The organism is Staphylococcus cohnii species complex 1663 (assembly GCF_041008415.1).
Lineage (GTDB): Bacteria > Bacillota > Bacilli > Staphylococcales > Staphylococcaceae > Staphylococcus > Staphylococcus ureilyticus.
Genome location: NZ_JBFDVL010000001.1, coordinates 47,634 through 65,644, shown reverse-complemented (window position 1 = coordinate 65,644; position 18,011 = coordinate 47,634). Strand labels below are relative to the sequence as shown.

14 protein-coding genes are annotated in these 18,011 nt (G+C 31.9%); 7 read left to right on the top strand and 7 right to left on the bottom strand.

Annotation, left to right across the window (positions count from 1 at the left end):
* Positions 1–5: 5 nt before the first annotated feature.
* Both panC and panB read right to left on the bottom strand, forming a co-directional pair.
* Positions 6–854, bottom strand: a complete 849-nt coding sequence (gene panC, locus AB1J10_RS00260) for a pantoate--beta-alanine ligase (RefSeq protein WP_224396247.1) — start codon at positions 852–854, stop codon at positions 6–8.
* On the bottom strand, positions 851–1,663 hold the full coding sequence (panB, locus tag AB1J10_RS00255) for a 3-methyl-2-oxobutanoate hydroxymethyltransferase (protein ID WP_224396246.1): 813 nt from the start codon (positions 1,661–1,663) through the stop codon (positions 851–853). The genes panC and panB overlap by 4 nt, the downstream gene beginning before the upstream one ends.
* Before the next feature lie 300 nt (positions 1,664–1,963).
* On the opposite strand from panB, the gene AB1J10_RS00250 reads away from it, so the two are divergent.
* From AB1J10_RS00250 to AB1J10_RS00235, 4 genes are all read left to right on the top strand, one after another.
* Positions 1,964–3,460 carry a glycosyltransferase gene (locus tag AB1J10_RS00250; RefSeq protein WP_224396245.1) on the top strand — a complete coding sequence of 499 codons (1,497 nt, stop codon included), beginning with the start codon at positions 1,964–1,966 and terminating at the stop codon, positions 3,458–3,460.
* A 292-nt stretch (positions 3,461–3,752) separates the two neighbouring features.
* Positions 3,753–4,433 carry a M15 family metallopeptidase gene (locus AB1J10_RS00245; protein ID WP_107383500.1) on the top strand — a complete coding sequence of 227 codons (681 nt, stop codon included), beginning with the start codon at positions 3,753–3,755 and terminating at the stop codon, positions 4,431–4,433.
* A gap of 60 nt (positions 4,434–4,493) precedes the next feature.
* Positions 4,494–5,699 (top strand): penicillin-binding protein PBP4, encoded by a 1,206-nt coding sequence (gene pbp4, locus AB1J10_RS00240; protein ID WP_107383499.1) that lies wholly within the window; start codon positions 4,494–4,496, stop codon positions 5,697–5,699.
* Between the two features lie 187 nt (positions 5,700–5,886).
* Positions 5,887–7,158: an amidohydrolase family protein gene (locus AB1J10_RS00235; RefSeq protein WP_224396243.1), complete on the top strand. Its 1,272-nt coding sequence runs from the start codon at positions 5,887–5,889 to the stop codon at positions 7,156–7,158.
* Between the two features lie 206 nt (positions 7,159–7,364).
* Here AB1J10_RS00235 and AB1J10_RS00230 read toward each other — a convergent pair whose 3' ends face one another.
* The 4 genes from AB1J10_RS00230 to AB1J10_RS00215 form a co-directional block, all read right to left on the bottom strand.
* A complete protein-coding gene (locus AB1J10_RS00230; RefSeq protein ID WP_369002883.1) occupies positions 7,365–9,764 on the bottom strand; it encodes a heavy metal translocating P-type ATPase in 2,400 nt (799 codons plus the stop codon).
* The gene (locus tag AB1J10_RS00225) at positions 9,757–10,101 is read right to left on the bottom strand and encodes an ArsR/SmtB family transcription factor (protein ID WP_119535488.1); all 345 of its coding nucleotides are present in this window, start codon (positions 10,099–10,101) and stop codon (positions 9,757–9,759) included. The genes AB1J10_RS00230 and AB1J10_RS00225 overlap by 8 nt, the downstream gene beginning before the upstream one ends.
* A 392-nt stretch (positions 10,102–10,493) precedes the next feature.
* Entirely contained in the window at positions 10,494–10,769 is a 276-nt protein-coding gene (locus AB1J10_RS00220) for a TetR-like C-terminal domain-containing protein (RefSeq protein ID WP_369002881.1), read from the bottom strand.
* On the bottom strand, positions 10,763–10,948 hold the full coding sequence (locus AB1J10_RS00215) for a hypothetical protein (RefSeq protein ID WP_224396240.1): 186 nt from the start codon (positions 10,946–10,948) through the stop codon (positions 10,763–10,765). The genes AB1J10_RS00220 and AB1J10_RS00215 overlap by 7 nt, the downstream gene beginning before the upstream one ends.
* 28 nt (positions 10,949–10,976) lie before the next feature.
* Between AB1J10_RS00215 and AB1J10_RS00210 the strand changes: the two genes are divergently transcribed.
* The gene (locus AB1J10_RS00210; RefSeq protein ID WP_369002880.1) at positions 10,977–12,233 is read left to right on the top strand and encodes an ABC transporter permease; all 1,257 of its coding nucleotides are present in this window, start codon (positions 10,977–10,979) and stop codon (positions 12,231–12,233) included.
* Positions 12,234–12,442: 209 nt separating this feature from the next.
* Here AB1J10_RS00210 and AB1J10_RS00205 read toward each other — a convergent pair whose 3' ends face one another.
* Positions 12,443–13,273 carry an AraC family transcriptional regulator gene (locus tag AB1J10_RS00205; protein WP_224396238.1) on the bottom strand — a complete coding sequence of 277 codons (831 nt, stop codon included), beginning with the start codon at positions 13,271–13,273 and terminating at the stop codon, positions 12,443–12,445.
* Positions 13,274–13,453: 180 nt separating this feature from the next.
* On the opposite strand from AB1J10_RS00205, the gene melB reads away from it, so the two are divergent.
* Together melB and AB1J10_RS00195 are read left to right on the top strand one after the other, a co-directional pair.
* On the top strand, positions 13,454–14,845 hold the full coding sequence (gene melB, locus AB1J10_RS00200) for a melibiose:sodium transporter MelB (RefSeq protein ID WP_046206928.1): 1,392 nt from the start codon (positions 13,454–13,456) through the stop codon (positions 14,843–14,845).
* A 13-nt stretch (positions 14,846–14,858) separates the two neighbouring features.
* On the top strand, positions 14,859–17,837 hold the full coding sequence (locus AB1J10_RS00195) for a glycoside hydrolase family 2 TIM barrel-domain containing protein (protein WP_308889353.1): 2,979 nt from the start codon (positions 14,859–14,861) through the stop codon (positions 17,835–17,837).
* Positions 17,838–18,011: the final 174 nt, after the last annotated feature.

Here is an 18,011-nt window from a genome sequence, read left to right as displayed (position 1 = left end):
GTTAATTAATCTCCGATAATCATATTATCTATTAAACGTGCTTTGCTGAATTTTACTGCAAGGGAAATGAAAATTTTTCCATTAATGTGAGTGATTGCTTCTAATTCTGGATAACTATATATAGCTACTGTTTCTATATTACCAGATGTATGCTGTTTAATATAAGTTTTGGCTGTGTCTATTAATTTGGCACAATTACGTTCTCCTTGAAGATATTGTTCATTGGCTAACTGTAAACTTTTATATAGTGCTGGCGCTTCTTGTCGTTCTGTAGGCGTCAAATAAACATTGCGTGAACTTTTAGCGAGACCGTCTGATTCTCGTACTGTATTAACACCAATGATGTCTATTGGGTGATTAAAATCTACGACCATTTTTTCAACGATAGCTAGTTGCTGCGCATCTTTTTTGCCGAAATACGCACGATGTGGTCGAATAATATTAAATAATTTGTTAACAACTGTGATGACACCATTGAAATGGCCAGGACGTTGTGCACCTTCTAAAACAGTGGCGAGTCTACCAGCATTTAACGTTATCGTGGGTTCTTCTGGGTACATCTCTTCTACTGAAGGATAAAAGATATAGTCTACACCAACAGACGCTGCCTTAATTTTATCTTGGTCTATATTTCTAGGGTACGCATCAAAATCTTCATTTGGTCCAAATTGTAATGGATTTACAAAAATACTGATGATTGTAATGTCATTTTCCTTTACTGATTGTGACATCATTTCCAAATGGCCTTCGTGTAATGCCCCCATCGTTGGAACAAAGCCGAGGGACTGATTGTTTTTTATTAAATTTGTACTTATTTTACTCATTTCTTTGATAGATGTAATTAATGTTGTCATTCTGATACCTCATCCATAATTTGTTTTTTATAAGTGTGTGAAACATCAGGAAATATTTCGTTTTTGACTTCTTTATGATATTGCATTAAAGCGGTTATGCCGCTGGAAAAGTCTCCATATTGCTTGACGAATTTAGCTTGGTGTGGCACTTCATAGTTCAGCACATCATGATAAACCAATACTTGTCCATCAGTATCCTTACCTGCTCCTATACCAATCACTGGGATGTCTAAATTTTTGGTGATTTGTGCAGCTAAATCACTCGGAACAGCTTCTAAAACGAGCATAATGGCGCCAGCTTGTTGTACAGCGTAAGCATCATTTATGAGTTGCTGTGCTGTTTCTTTTGTATTGGCTTGCATCTTGTACCCAGTAATACCAACGCTTTGTGGTGTAAGTCCTAAATGTGAAACGACTGGTAGACCAATGTGATTACAATTTTTTATAAAATCAATTAAATGTGCACCTTCAACTTTGATTGCATTTGCATTAGTTTGTTTGTATAAATCTATAGCATTTTCTAAATCAGAGTGTTCGCTGATGCCAACAGCGCCAAAAGGAACATCAACAACCATAAATGTATTAGGGGCACCACGTCGCACAGCTTTCGCGTGATGGATCATATCTGACATTGTTACTTGAACTGTACTTTCATAACCTAAGACAGTCATACCTAAAGAATCACCAACTAAAAGGGTATCGATTTGTGCAGTTTCTGCTTGTTTTGCACTAGGGTAATCATAAGCTGTAACCATTGAAATTTTATTAGTATGCTGTTTCATATCTATTAAATGCTTTAAAGTTAACAATTATACTCAACTCCGTTGTCTAAATATTTTTATATTTAATCATATAGTAACGAATGTATTCGAAAAATAAAATTAATTTAGTAATTTAATACATCTTTTTATACTAGATAAATAAATTAAAAAGTTTCATACGAGAAAAAAGAGGTTACAATTACAAATAATATTAGGTGTGTAATACATATTAGTTTATAATAACTAGTAAATAATAAATGAAATGTACAATATAAATGATTAGTTTTTAAATTTATTAAGGCAAACGATATAAATACTACACTATAGGTATGAAAATGAGGGGAAATCATGATATATACAATAACAAGCACATTACCACCAGTACATGGAGGTAGAACTAAGGCATTGCTAAGTCGAATAAAATTAATAGATAGTGAATTAGGGATCAAAAGTAAAATTGTAACAACGAATTATAATGCCAATTACCCATCTGTTTATGAAAAGTTTATAAACGAGGAAAAAGTGACAGAGCATACAGAATTTGAAAATATATACGATTGGTTAAGTGGCTTCAAACTATTAGAAATACCGAAGACTAAATTTAAAAAACAACCTAAATATCAAACGATGAACCGTGAACTCAAAGGATTGGAAAGTAAAAGTTTTAATGGTGGCAATGTTATGAGATATTATAAAAATGGTGATTACGTATTGTACAGAAAATATTATAACAATAGTAATATAGTTCAATTTGAAGATTTTATGTCATCTATTAGTAAAAAACGATTAGAACGTTGGGAATACAATAAATTTGGTCAATTGCATAGAAAGATTTTTTACACACATAACCCTTTTTCAAAATTATGTGAGCTCTACTTTGATACACAAGGCGTTATATATTGTAAAAAGTTTTTTAATACAGAACAAGAAAGTTTAGATTATATCCAACTTTATAAAAATGATAGACCTTATTTATCCTTCAGTAGTGAAAAAGCCTTATTTAAATATTATTTTGACCATCGCTTCAGTGATGGTGATGTGGTATTTAATGATGCCAGACTTTTAGATGAACCATTATTAAATCAAACACATGCAACTAAAAATATTTTGGTTTTTCATAATAGTCATTTGAATGGACAACAAATGAAAGGTTCATATAAATTTGCGTTAAATCATTCTGAAAAAGTAGAAAAATATTTAATATTAACTGAAAAGCAAAAAGAAGATATTATTAGCCAAGTTACATTAGATGAAAGACAATTATCAGTAATCCCACATTCGATTAAAACATATAAATCACATGCAAACGAAAATAAATTAGACCGATTTATTTTTATAGGTAGATTAGGTCTTCAAAAACAAGTAGACCATTTAATTAAAGCGTATAAACAATTTTTAGATTATGGGTATGATACGAAATTATCCATATTTGGTATGGATGAAGATGGACAGAAAAAGGTGTTGTTGGATTTAATTGATCAATTTGGTATTCAAGATAAAGTAGACATCAATGATTTTACGAATAATCCTTTGAAAGAATTTCAACAATCAAAAGCTTCACTTTTAACAAGTAAATTTGAAGGATTTGGCTTAACAGTAATGGAGAGTATCGAAGTCGGTTGTCCAGTCATTGCTTATGATGTTAGGTATGGTCCGTCAGAGATTATAAATCACGGTACGAATGGATATCTCGTTGAGCCGGATAATATTAAAGCATTTGCTGATTGTATGGCTAAAATAATAGATGAACCATTTAATTGCGTACAGACGAGATCAGAGCTTAGTCATGATAAAGCTGTAGAAAATTATAAAAAGTTATTTCAAGACATCGGGCATACTAAATAATATAATTTTTACCCGTGTCTCTCTAACATATTTAGTAATAAGCATATTTTATAAAATACAGAATGTACGATAAAACAGTTGTCATTGCTTAACCACAGCAGGGTAACTGTTTTTATTTTGTTGTTTTTCATTTCGAAGGTTGATATTTGTGTTTTGAAATATTAATAAATTCAATAAAATACTTGTCTCTTATATACAGCGTGTTATATTAATGTTAATTGCAATTGTTTTTAAAACTATTTTATTGTCCGTCAATATTTGTTTTGATTATACTTTTTAAAAAGGAGTAACAATGAATAAATTTAAATTATTGATTATCATGTTGTGTTTAGTCTTAGTTGGATGTTCTGCTCAAGACAATGAATCTGAGCATAAAGACAGTAAAAATCATGAAAAACAGCAAAGTAACAATAGTGAAAATAAGCATCATAAAGAAGTGAAGCATGGTGTAACGTATATTGATGATATTTTAATTGTGAACAAAGATATTTCGTTACCAGAACATTTTGATCCTGGAGAAAATAAAGAAGCGCGTGATGCATTACAGAAACTTTTAAATGATGGTAATAATCGAGGATTTCAATTATCAAATGCCAGTGGTTTCAGAAGTTACCAAAGCCAAGAACAGTTATTTGATCAATATGTTCAAAGAGATGGAGAAGAAGCAGCCAATAAATACAGTGCGAAGCCAGGCCATTCAGAACATCAAACTGGACTGACATACGATATTGTTTCTGAGAACACAGATACCAACTTTAAAACTTCTTTTGGTAAGACTAAGGAAGGGCAGTGGCTCAAAGATAATGCTTACAAGTACGGTTTTATCATCAGATATCCGAAGAATAAAACGCATATTACAGGTTACCAATATGAACCGTGGCATATCAGATATGTTGGGAAAGATACAGCTAAAAAATTATATAAAAGTAATGAAACATTAGAAGAGTACTTAAACCTATATCCAAAAAAATAAGATTAAACTTGAAGTGTGCTTGATTATTTAATATAAATTTTTAGAGAGGAATGGTCATCATTGTTTAAGAAATTAAGTGTGGTGATGCTAAGTTGGTTGCTTACGTTAACTGCTATTGCACCAATAGCTACAATAACTGCTGAAACAGAAAAATCAGCGAGTCCTAAGCAAAGTGTTAAATACAAACCAGAAAGTGTTAGCGTGACAGCTCAAACAGGTCAAATTTTATATCAAGATAAAGCGGAAAAAGTAACTGATCCAGCTTCTTTGACTAAAATGATGACGATGTATTTGACATTAGATGCGATAGAAAACGGTGATATAAAAGGTACAGACAAAATAAAAATCACTTCAGATTATGCAAATATGTCTGTATTACCTGATTTAGCTAGTGTACCTTTAGAGAGAGGAAAGTCTTACTCTATTAATCAATTTCTTAGACAAATCACTTTAGAATCAAGCAATGCAGCTACACTTATTTTGGGTGAGAAGGTGAGTGGTTCAACATCAAAATTCACAGATGAAATGAACCATAAAGCGAAAAAACTCGGTATGGACCATACGCATTTTGTGAATCCTACAGGTGCAGATAATCATCTTTTACAGCAATATGCTCCAAAGCAATATCAAAAAGAGCGCAAAACACAAACTACTGCAGATGATATGACCATTCTAATGCAAAATATATTAAAAGAGCATCCTAAGATTTTAAAATATAGTTCTAAAACAACAGATAAACAATTTGGAACAGAATTAAAAACAAAAAATATTTCTTTAAAGGGACAACGATTTGAATTAAAAGGTGCAGATGGATTGAAAACAGGAACAAGCGATGAAGGTTATAGTTTAGCGTTAACAAGTAAACGTAATGGTTTACGTCTCAATGAAGCGATACTCAATGTGAAACCATTTCCTAGTATGAAAGCTAAAAATGCACGCCATAAAATTGCTAATGCCATTATGAATAAACAATTTAACAAATATGAATATCGAAAAGTGTTAAGTGAAGGAGAACACGAAATTAACGGAAAAACGTACCAAGTTAAGCAAGATTTATATGATGTAGTTCCTAAAAAAATGGATCAGTTAAAGTTTAATGTGAATAAAGAAGGCAAAGTATATGTAGCCTATAAGCGTCAATTTATTAAAGGTACACATGCGCCTCAAGTAGATGCCACAGTTAAAAAAGACGACAATAAATTCACTGCATTTTTCAAAAATTTGTTCAGTAAAGATGCGCATAAAATTTCCCAATATAATCTATGAATTATAAACAAATCATTCAATTTATCTGCTGATACCACGACTTAATTGTGGCATGTGTCAGCAGATTTTTTGTCATTAAGTCAGCTAAATCTAATAAATTGGTGTTCATTTCAACTATATTCACTGGGTAATAATTGCTTAAAAACGTATTAAGACTTATGGTAGAAAGGTATAGGAGGTTTTATGAATGCGTAAAAAATTCATTAATGCAGCAATTTATAAGTATGATGAAGCTTCAGAAATTTTAGTTGAAAACGGTAAGTTTAAAGCATTTGGCAAGAATCTAGGTGAAGCGGATGAGGTGATTGATTTAGAAGGTGCCTTAGTTTTGCCCCCATATGTTGATGCTCATCTTCATCTAGATTATTATTTTACAGGACAAAATCCTCAAATTAAAAACACATCTGGAACATTGTTTGAGGCTATTGATTTATGGAATGATTATAAAAAAGGCACTACAAAAGAAGAAATGAAATCGCGTATGCGTCAAGCAGTCAACGACGTAGCGAGCTACGGCACACAATATATTCGTGCTCAAACGGATTGTACAGATCCTGATTTAACAGGTATTAAAGCAGCACTTGAAGTAAGGGATGAATTGAAAGATAATATTACGATTCAGGTTGTGGCATTTCCTCAAAATGGTATGTATGCTTTTGAAGAGCAAGGTAAAACAGGCCGTGATTTAATTGAAGAAGCCTTAAAATTAGGTGCAGATTGTGTCGGTGGTATTCCACACAATGAGTGGAGTCCAGAAGCAGGCGCGAAATCAATTAAAGAAATCGTTAGACTCGCTATCCAATATGATAAATTAATTGATGTACACTGTGATGAAACAGATGACGTACAAGCGCGTTTCTTAGAAATATTAAATGCAGAAGTGATGAAACAAGGTTACGGAAATGCTACGACAGCTTCACATACTTGTTCATTTGGTTCAGCTGATGATGCTTATGCATTTCGAATGATGGGGTTATTTCGCCAATCAGGTTTAAATTTTGTCTCTTGCCCAACTGAAAATTTATATTTACAAGGCAGACAAGATAGTTATCCAAAAAGAAGAGGATTAACACGTGTCAAAGAGTTTGTAGATAATGATATTAATGTGGCTTTTGGTCAAGATTCGATTGTTGATTTATGGTACCCAGCGGGATCAGGTAATTTAATGAATATCTTAGACAATGGCTTGCATGCCACACAATTAATGCGCGAAGAAGATTTTCCACGTAATTTCGATTTAATTACTTATAACGGTGCAAAATTAATGCATTTAGATGAAGTTTACGGTTTATCAGAAGGCAAGCCAGCGAACTTTATCGTGTTGGATGCACCAAATGTGTTTGAAGCACAACGTCGACGCGTTGACTGTCTTGCATCGATACGTAATGGTGAATATCTATTTAGAAAAGAAAAACCGAAATATATAACTGCATTAGATATTGATCGCCAAACAAAATAATACTTGTAATTGCATCGTATACGATAAAATGCTGAGACGATAGAAAGTCTCAGCATTTTTATCTGTATTTATTGATTGCATTGAAATGCGTATTTTATGAAAATATAATGACGCTCCATTCGTTGAGATAATATTTTAGTAGTAAAAAAGTTTGTATTAATATAAAAATTATAAAAAGCGAGCACAGTTTAAGTGCTCGCTTTTTGCTAATCTTTTTTAAATTTTAATAATCTCAATGAATTTAAAATAACTAGGATAGCAGCGCCAGTGTCGCTGAGAACAGCTAACCATAAAGTTAATAACCCGGGAAATACCAATATAAAAGCAATCAATTTGATAATTACTGAAAAGTAAATGTTTTGCTTAATAATTGTTTTAGCTTTTTTACTAATTGAGATAGATTTTGGGAGTTGTTGTAAGTTATCTGACATTAAAACAATATTTGCTGTTTGCATTGCAGTATCAGATCCAACTCCTCCCATAGCAATTCCTACATCACTTTGGGCAAGTGCAGGTGCATCATTGATACCATCGCCAATCATACCAACACGATAACCACGTTTTTGTAAATCTTCAATTGCTGATAATTTATCTTTAGGCATTAATTTTGCATAAGTTTCGCGAATGCCTGCAAGAGCTGCAATTTTGTTTGCGGTCTCTTGATTATCACCAGTTAACATAACGGTATTTTTAATGTTGTATTCCTGCAACTGATGCATAGTTGCTTTTATATTTTCTCTTAATGGATCTTCTATAGTAATCAAACCATAAAAGGTCGTCGTAGAGGATATAATAATGATGGTGTAACCTTGCTTTTCATAATCACTAAACATAGATGCATGCGTTTTGATTTTAGGATTGATAGACTCAATCAAGCTTTGATTTCCGGCGTAAACAGTTTGATTATCTATTTTGCCTTTGATACCTTTGCCAGTTATATTTTTAAAATCACTAACATGTTTTGGTGAAATATTTAATTTAGAGGTGTAATCAACAATAGCTTTACTGATAGGGTGTGTTGAATAAGCTTCCAAGCTAAGTGCAAGCTGTAATAGTGTTTGTACATCACTTTCCATATGCTTAACAGCTGTTACCTTAGGTTTTCCTTCAGTGAGTGTTCCTGTTTTATCAAATGCTATTGCATTTAAAGAACCTAATGCTTCTAAATAATTACCGCCTTTAATAAGAACACCATTTTTTGCTGCGTTACCGATTGCTGTCACTATAGCAACAGGCGTTGAAATGACTAACGCACATGGACAAGCGATAACAAGTAATTCTAGTCCTTTATAGAACCATTCACCCCAGGAGCCTAGTGTAAGCATAGGTGGTATGAGCATTACTAATAGTGCTAATACAAAAGCAACAGGTGTGTAAATTTCTGAAAACTTGTCTATAAATGCTTGGGCAGGTGCTTTATTTTCTTGTGCTGCTTCTACCATCTCAATGATTTTTGAAAGTGTTGTATCTTCTACTAATGTAGTAACTTTAATTTTTAATGTACCATTTTCATTAATAGAACCAGCATAAACATCATCATTCGTCTTTTTATCAACAGGTATAGATTCTCCGGTAATCGGTGATTGATTTAAGCTAGACGTTCCTTCTGTAATGGTGCCGTCTAATGGTATGCGTTCTCCAGGCTTCACAAGAATAATATCGCCAACGTGAATCTCATGTAAGTCTTTAGAGATAATACCTTTTTGGGTATATAAGTTGGCAGTATTAGGTGTTAATTCCATGAGTGATTGAATGGAATTTCTTGTTTTATCTATCGAAATTGTTTGTAATAAAGTACCAATTGTGAATAGGAAAATAACAATAGCACCTTCGAAAAATTCACCTATCAGCATAGCACCAATAACTGCGACAGTCATTAAAACGTTCATATCCAAACTTTTAGATTTTAGTGAATAAAATGCACTTTTAAATGGTTTAAGTCCGCTAACCAATATGGCAACTGTATATAAAATATTAGCAATTTCAATTGGTAGTGATGTTATTGACATTAATAGTCCAAGTAAAATGAATGCGGCAGAAATGATGGGTTTGATAAACAATCTTATTTTCTGATCATTATCTGTTTTATTATTTTGTAAAATTGCAGTATAACCAATTTTCGCTACTTCTTTTATTATATTTTTTTCATTTTGTCCATCCATGCTGGCTTTTAGTTTACCTGTAGAAAAGTTAACTTGTGCATCTTTAACATAAGGAAGGTTCAACACATGCTTTTCAACGGTTTTAGCACAGTTTCCACAGTCCATGCCTTTGATAATAAAAGTGGTTTGTGTTGATTGTGATTGAGCGTTTTGAATCCCATAACCTAGTTTTTCGACTGTTTTTACAATTTGGTTAGTCGTATCTGTAGTACTCACTTCTGTTGTTAATTTGCCAGTAGAGAAGTTAACTTTTGGATTATAAACATCATCTAATGGTAGGAGTGCTTTTTCTATCGTTGTGGCACAAGAACTACAATCGATACCATTAACTTGAAAAGTAAGTTTCTGTAATGTATCGGATTCATTTGTTATATGTTCCGACACTTTTTCATTGTTCGTATTTTGACAAGTGTTAGTGCAACAAACATCAGATGATTTACGCATTAACATCATCCATTCTTAAGTTATTATGGTATTTGCAAGTGATAATATCATCTTTTGTTTCTTCTACGATATGATCTACCAAGCTCAATAATTCTAAAATATATGGATTTTTAATTTGGTAATATATGTATTTGCCATCTTGTCTAGCAGTTACTAAACCACATTCTTTTAAACAAGCTAAGTGTTGAGAAATGCTAGATTGGCTCATTTTTGAGCTTGAAACAATTTCATTAACAGTCATTTCGGATACCTTTAATAATTCTAAAATAGTTAATCTCACTTTATTAGAAAGTCCATGTAAAAAACGTGCCTGTAATGTAAAATCATTACTATTCATTTTGAACACCTCATATTAGTAAAACTTAATATATAACATATTAGCATTATCTAATATGTTATGGAAGAGACGATCGTTAAAAATAAGAAAATGATATAAATTTGTTGAATTTTAGAGGGGGGAACAAGTAAAAGTTGTAAATAATTGTGGGTGTTAGATAAAAAAGAATTAAATTGCAGCTATGTTTTGAAGAGGGTTCAATATTCATGTGGTAATATACTATGACCAAAACGAAACATGTGAAAAAGAGTTGAATCGAATATATTTCTTATTCTTAAGCGGCTGCACTTTGTTCGATATTATGAAATATAGGCATTCAACTCATTTTGCAGTAGTGGACATTAAACTGTTTGATAAATGTTATTCTTATCCACGCTGCAAGATTATATCTATTATTGTTCACTTATATTGTATTGTTCTTTTGCTATTAATCGTAACGGCCCATAAAAAACAATTTTAAATAGGCTTTCTACTAAAGTTTGTGGATCAATTTTCCGATTATCTTTCACCCAATATTTAATGAAAGAAATAGATGCACCTGCTACGTAACTATGAAAATAGTCTAGAGGAACGCCATCAACCGTATCTTTTGTGACTAAATGTTTTTTCATATTTTCATACATTACCTGGCTTATTTTTGTTTCTAACTGACTTCTTCTTTCTAACATAAATATGGTTTTATAGAATTCAAAGTTTGTATCGATATGAAGGATAATTTTTTTAACTTTTCTTCAGTAAAAATACGAGCAAATGCTTCTGCATCCATACCTACATAAAATTTATCTTTCGTGCTTAATGTATTAGACAATTCTTCAATATAATCATTTTCCATTTTATTTAATAACATGTATTTATCTTCATAATGGAGATAAAAAGTGCCGCGATTAATATCAGCTTTGTGTGTAATATTTTCAATCGCTTTTTATCCAGCATTTAACCCTAAACCCAAAGATATTCCAATTGCAATTGTTAACAACGATAAAGGTGTTGATATGCAAGGTAACAAGATTAATATAGGTGAAAATTTAGAAGATAAATTGCTAGATAGTAATTCAAATACGATTAAATGGATTCAAGTTGATAATGAAAAAGATTTAAAACAAGGTATGAAAGAACAAAAATATTTTGGAGCAGCTGTTATAGAAAATGACTTTTCAAAAAATGCGCTAAGCAAAACACAAAAAATCGTGATGGATGCTAAAAAAGAGGAAATGAAAGATAAAGTTCAATCTGGAGAAATACCAGCAGCACAAGCCAAAAAGATGCAAGAAAAGATGTCACAATCTGACGAGAATCAACAAATAACACCTCAAAAAGCAAGTTTTAAAACATTTATCAATGATGGTGCAGGAACACAAGTTTCACAAATGTCTTCTCAAGTTTTAAAAGGCATGGGTGATAACATGAACCAACAAATTACCAAACAAAGCTTGGATATTTTAGAAAAGCAAAACATTGATTTGAAACCATCAGATATTCAAAGTTTAACGCACCCAGTTAAAGTAGATAATGAAAAAGTAAATAAAGTAAATAGTCATCAAGCAGGTGGAAATGGTCCATTCTTAATGTTTATGCCTGTTTGGATGGGATCAATTATTATTTCGGTATTACTATTCTTTGCATTTAGAACAAGTAATAACATAGCGATACAACACCGCATTATTGCATCACTAGGGCAAATTGCTATGACCATTGTTACGGCATTTGTAGGAGCTTTCACATATGTGTACTTTATGAAAATAGTATTAGATTTTAATTTCAATGCGCCTAATACAACAGCTACATTTATTGCATTAGCAATCATGGGATTTGTCGGATTAATTCTAGGTACGATGACTTGGTTAGGTTTGAAATCTGTACCAATCTTTTTCTTATTAATGTTTTTCAGTATGCAATTAGTAACATTGCCAAAACAAATGTTGCCTGATTTTTATCAAAAATATATTGTCGATTGGAATCCATTTGCACATTATGCAAACTCATTAAGAGAAATTTTATATTTACATGGAAGTATTCAATTAGATACAACGATGTGGATGTTTATCGGATTTATGATTTTCGGTGCTGTTTCTGCACTGATTGCAGCTATTATTAGAAAGCACAGTACAAAATGTACAGAAATTCCTTCCTAAAACCCCAGTATAGAAATTTTTTGAAGATATGTTATATCATTGCTCTAAAACGGTTTTTAATGAATCGTTTTAGAGCTTTTTTAATGTGCAATTGTTAAAAATTGAAAAATGGGATGATTATAAGTGATGACTTATTTAACTATACGTTGCTCTGTTTTTGAGTTGGAAAGCATGTGTTCAATTGATCACTTTTCCTGTTGAGTTAAAATTTATTTGTTAGCAAATTGGTTACGATATTCAGAAGCACTAACTTTAAAATGTTTTGTAAAAGTTTTAGAAAATAGAAGCGGGTCTTTATAACCAACTTGGAGTGCTATTTCATTTATTAAAATATTACTATGGATTAATAACTGAGAAGCATGATACATTCGGATATAAGTTAAATATGCTTTAGGTGAACAATTTAAGTTTTTCTTAAATAGTCTAAATAGATGACTACGTGTCACGTTGACATGATTTGCAACGTCTATAATCATAATATCTTTTTGATAATTTGAATTGATATAAGCAACTGCTTTTTGAATATCTTCATTAATAATATCAACATTGACTGAAAATGTTTTGGGAAATTGCTTTTGTAGCTGATAAACTAAACTATATAAATGTTGCATAATTAAAATATCTTTAGAATTAGTTGTTTCAATTGATTTTGAAAAGTCACATATTTGTTGAACAATATGTCTTATGCTAGAAGTTTCTTTATCTGTAATAACATGTTTATCTACGATGTAGCATCGTTGTAAGTAATCTAAAATCTGTTTCCCACTTAGGCCAATCCAATAATATGTCCATGGGTTAGAAAAAGAAGGTTTATATTCTACATCCATACCTTTTTCCAATAAAAACATGTCGCCTTCTTTTAGCGTATGTGTTTTACCATTATATATAAATACCCCTTCACCATGCGTTACAATATGCAAAACAGCATCTCTTATTACTGAATATTTATATCCAACATTTGGCACACCAATTTCAATACCACATTCTATTAAATTAGCGTCAATATGCTTTTTTTGAAATTTTTTCCATAATATTTGCATCCAACATACCTCTTAAAATAAATAATCTTTAATTTATATAAACACACTTTAAATATGAAATGCAACATTTTGCCATATATCGTCATCATTATGCTATTCATAGATTTCATGAACTATTGATAAAATAGTATTAACAATTATGAAAGCGCTTTAAATTGTATAAACTCTGAGGTGAAGAAAATGGACAGACATTTGACCGGTATACAAAAATTCTCATTTGGATTCGGTGCTATTGGCAAGGATGCCATATTTAATATTGTTGGCGTATTTTTAATGTTTTACATTACGGATATTGTTGGTTTGAGTCCAGCGTTTGTCGGTGTAATGTTATTTGTTGCACGAATTTGGGATGCGATTAATGATCCTATCATGGGTGTCATCGTTGATAATACAAGAAATAACTTTGGTAAATTTAAAACTTGGTTAGTGATTGGGACAATCATAAATGCAATTGTAACGATTTTATTATTCACAAATTTAGATTTACCACAAACGGCAATGTATATCTATGTATCGATTATCTATATTGCTTGGGGTATGACTTATACGATGATGGATATTCCGTATTGGTCTTGGCTTCCAAATTTAACACATAATCCAAGAGAACGTGAAGAAGTATCAGTAATACCGAGATTTTTTGCAAGTTTAGCTGCCTTTACAGTAGGTACATTTGGTTTATTTTTTATACATAAACTAGGGGATATTTTTGGTAAAGGTAGTGATTCAGTAGGTATTTTTGTTTTTGCGGTTATTTGCAGTATGGTTTTTATTTTTACAATAGGTGTCACTGTATGGAAAGTACCTGAAGATAAAGAAATGGAACAACAAACAGGCATTAAAGTACAATTTAAAGATATTGGTAGAATTTTATTTAAAAATAAAGAGCTCTTAGCAATTATGGGAGTATTACTTACCTTTAACCTTTGCTTACAAACGCTGAATGGCTCAATCATTTATTACTTTAAATATGTAGTTAATGCAGAACATTTATTTGCTATTTTTAATGCAATGATTCTTTGCGAGATGATTGGTTTACTTACTTTGCCACGTTTTATCAAGTGGGTAGGTAGAACAAAGGCTTTTAATACAGCAATATCACTTATAATCATAGGCTTACTATTTATTTTGATTTCAGGTTTTATCGTACCACAAAGTGTTATTACCGTTATTGTGGGAGCAGGGTTATTACGCATTGGTTCTGGATTTATGATTGGTATTACAACAGTATCTTTGGCAGATGTTATTGATTACGGAGAAGTGAAATTTGGCCAACGTAACGAAAGCGTCATTACTTCTACAAACACATTTTTAACGAAAACTTCACAAGCAGTAGCTGCATTAATTGTAGGTGTAGGTTTATCAATATTTGGCTACACACCCAATGAAGAACAAACAGCACTAACCATCAATGGATTACGCATACTTATTATTGTGTTGCCAATTATTTTCGTCATCTTAGCTGCATTTTTATATCATAAAGCCTTCCATTTAAAAGGTGATTTTTTAACAGATATTGAAAAAACTCTACAATACAAACGTCAAAAAGAGCATAGAGAACGTATGAGTAAATAAGGGGGAACTTTTTATGTTAGAGCAACAATTTCACGAAAATATAGATATTCAAAATGTAAACACTTTGCCACGACGTGCATTTTATATTCCTTATCAACTAAAGGAGTCTGCTTACCACCTAGAAACGCGATATCAGACTAATAATGTCACATTATTAAATGGAAACTGGTATTTTAAATATTTTAATTCAATAGAAGATTACTTAAGTAGTCTTGAAATAGATAAGTCACAGATCATTCCAGTACCATCAGTTTGGAATATACATGGATATGACCAAATACAATATTTAAACACACAATATCCAATTCCATTTGATCCACCGTATGTACCCAAATCTAATCCCTGTGGACGTTATATCCGTTCATTTGAAGTGACTGAATACGACGAAAAAAGTGATTATCATTTGAATTTTGAAGGTGTCGATAGTGCCTTTTATCTATGGATTAATAATCAATTTGTTGGTTATAGTCAGATATCACATTCAATTTCTGAATTTGATATCACTAGCTATGTACATTCAGGAACGAATACGATTCAAGTACTTGTTTTAAAATATTCGGATGGTACTTATTTTGAAGATCAAGACATGTTTCGCCATTCAGGTATTTTCAGAGATGTTTATATTTTAAAACGTGCGAAATCACGAATTAATGATTTTAGAATTGAAACACGTGTTAATGAATTGCAAAACCAAGGGATAGTCGACGTAAAATTAGAAGATAAACAGGGCTTGGATAGTGTACAGGCACAATTATATGGTCCTGATGGTGCGTTGTTGCAGGAAGCGGAAATTTCAAACCGCCATCGTTTTATAATTGAAACACCACAATTGTGGTCAACAGAAAAACCAACACTTTATACTATTACGCTTACTACGAAATCAGAGGTAATTACTCAAAAAGTAGGAATTAGAGAAATACGTATACAAGATAATCAGTTTTATATCAATGGTCAATCAATTAAATTTCGTGGAACCAATTATCATGATAGCGATCCTCAAACAGGATATGTAATGAGTGAAGCACAATTTATGAAAGATTTAACACTAATGAAGCAAGGTAACTTTAACGCTATTCGTACAGCACATTATCCTAAGTCGCCTTTGTTTTATGAACTTGCTGATCAATATGGATTTTATGTAATGAGTGAAGCAGATTTAGAAACGCATGGTGTAGTGAGGCTTTATGGCGAAGAAAATACAGATTATTTTAATCTTATTACAGATAATCCGCAATATGAAAAACCAATTGTAGAACGTATTGAAGCGTCCATCATTCCATTTAAAAATTACAGCTCTATTGTTTCCTGGTCTATGGGAAATGAGTCAGGATTTGGTGTGAATATTGTAACAGCTATGTCACGAGTAAAAACATTAGATGACACACGTCCTATTCATTATGAGGGAACATTCCATAGAGATAAATCAAAATCATATGATTTATCCAATGTGGAAATGATAAGTAGAATGTATGCATCACCAGAAGAAGTTGAACAAAAGTATCTTACAGACCCTGATTTAGATAAACCATTTATACTTTGTGAATATGCACATGCTATGGGAAATTCACCAGGTGATTTACATGCATATCAAATGCTAGTGGAACAATATGATAGTTTTATTGGTGGTTTTGTATGGGAATGGTGTGACCATGGTATTCAAGTTGGTCAACAAAATGGTAAGCCTATTTTTAGATATGGCGGGGACTTTGGAGAAGAACTTCATGATGGGAATTTCTGTGTGGATGGCATCGTTTTCCCTGATCGTACACCACATGAAGGTTACTATGAATTTAAACATGAACACAGACCTGTTAGAGTAATAGAAGAAGCGAACGGTATATTAAAATTACGTAATCAACTAGATTTCAGTCATGTAGAAAATTATTTAACTATCGAAGCTACAGCAACATTTTTAAACGGTGATAAAACATCGTTTGATATTACGGTTGATAATTTTGAACCACATAGTACACAAGATATAGATTTAAGCAATCATATTAAAATAGCTGAATTAAGCGATATACTATTACGCTATAAATTGAAAAATGAAGAGCCTTTACGTCACATTAATTTTGAATTAGGACAAGATCAAATCGTCTATCAACGTCAATCTACTAACCAACACGAATTAGACGTACAGGAAGGGCCAGTCAGTTATAAAGAAAATAGTCATTCTCTAATAGTGTTAGCAAACGGTTATGCTTATACCTTTAATAAAGAAAATGGTAGTTTGATTTCTGTTGTTTACGAAGGCCATACCATAGTCAATCATCCTACCAAAAATAAGATTTGGCGTGCACCTATAGATAATGATATTAATGTTAGAAAAGATTGGGAATATATGGGTTATGCGGAAGCTTATACACGTGTACAAAATTATAAAGTTGAAGAAAATAACAATGCAGTCAGTATTAATTTCGAAATAGTGATTGTTCATGATGTGGTTCCTCCTATTTTACAAGGAGAAATGACGTGGACTGTTCAAAGCGATGGTTCAATAAATATAACATATGATTTGGAGAAAGATATTGCAGGGCCGTTTCTGCCTAGATTTGGCTTAGAGATAACATTACCGCATACATTTGAAGCGGTGAAATACTATGGCAATGGCCCATTCAGTAGTTATTCTGATAAAGGTGTAGCAACGTATTTAGACTACTTCGATACAACAGTCACACAAAATGGTGGTAATCATATTAAGCCACAAGAATCAGGTAGCCATAATGGGACCACATATGCGAAGGTTTCTAATGATGAACATCAAATTACAGTAACCAGTGATCAACCATTCAGTTTTAATACGACACATTACTCATTGGAACAACTTACACACACGATGCATGAAGACCAATTAGTAGAAGAAGAGACTTATATATATATCGATTATGGTCAAAGTGGTATAGGATCCAATAGTTGTGGACCAGAATTAAGTGAAATATACCAATTAAACGACAAGCATATCCAATTTCAATTTAAGTTAAATTTTGAATAATTAAATTTTTAAAAATGCCCACAAAAAGTAGTGATTAAAAACTAACTTTGTGTGGGCTCTTTTCGTTGGAATTTGGTCTTTTTATCAGGAAACTAACATTTATTATTAGAGTGAGTTTCACAGGTTCGGGAGTTTGGGTATGAAATAAAAGAGTATTAACCTATTTTGAAGGAG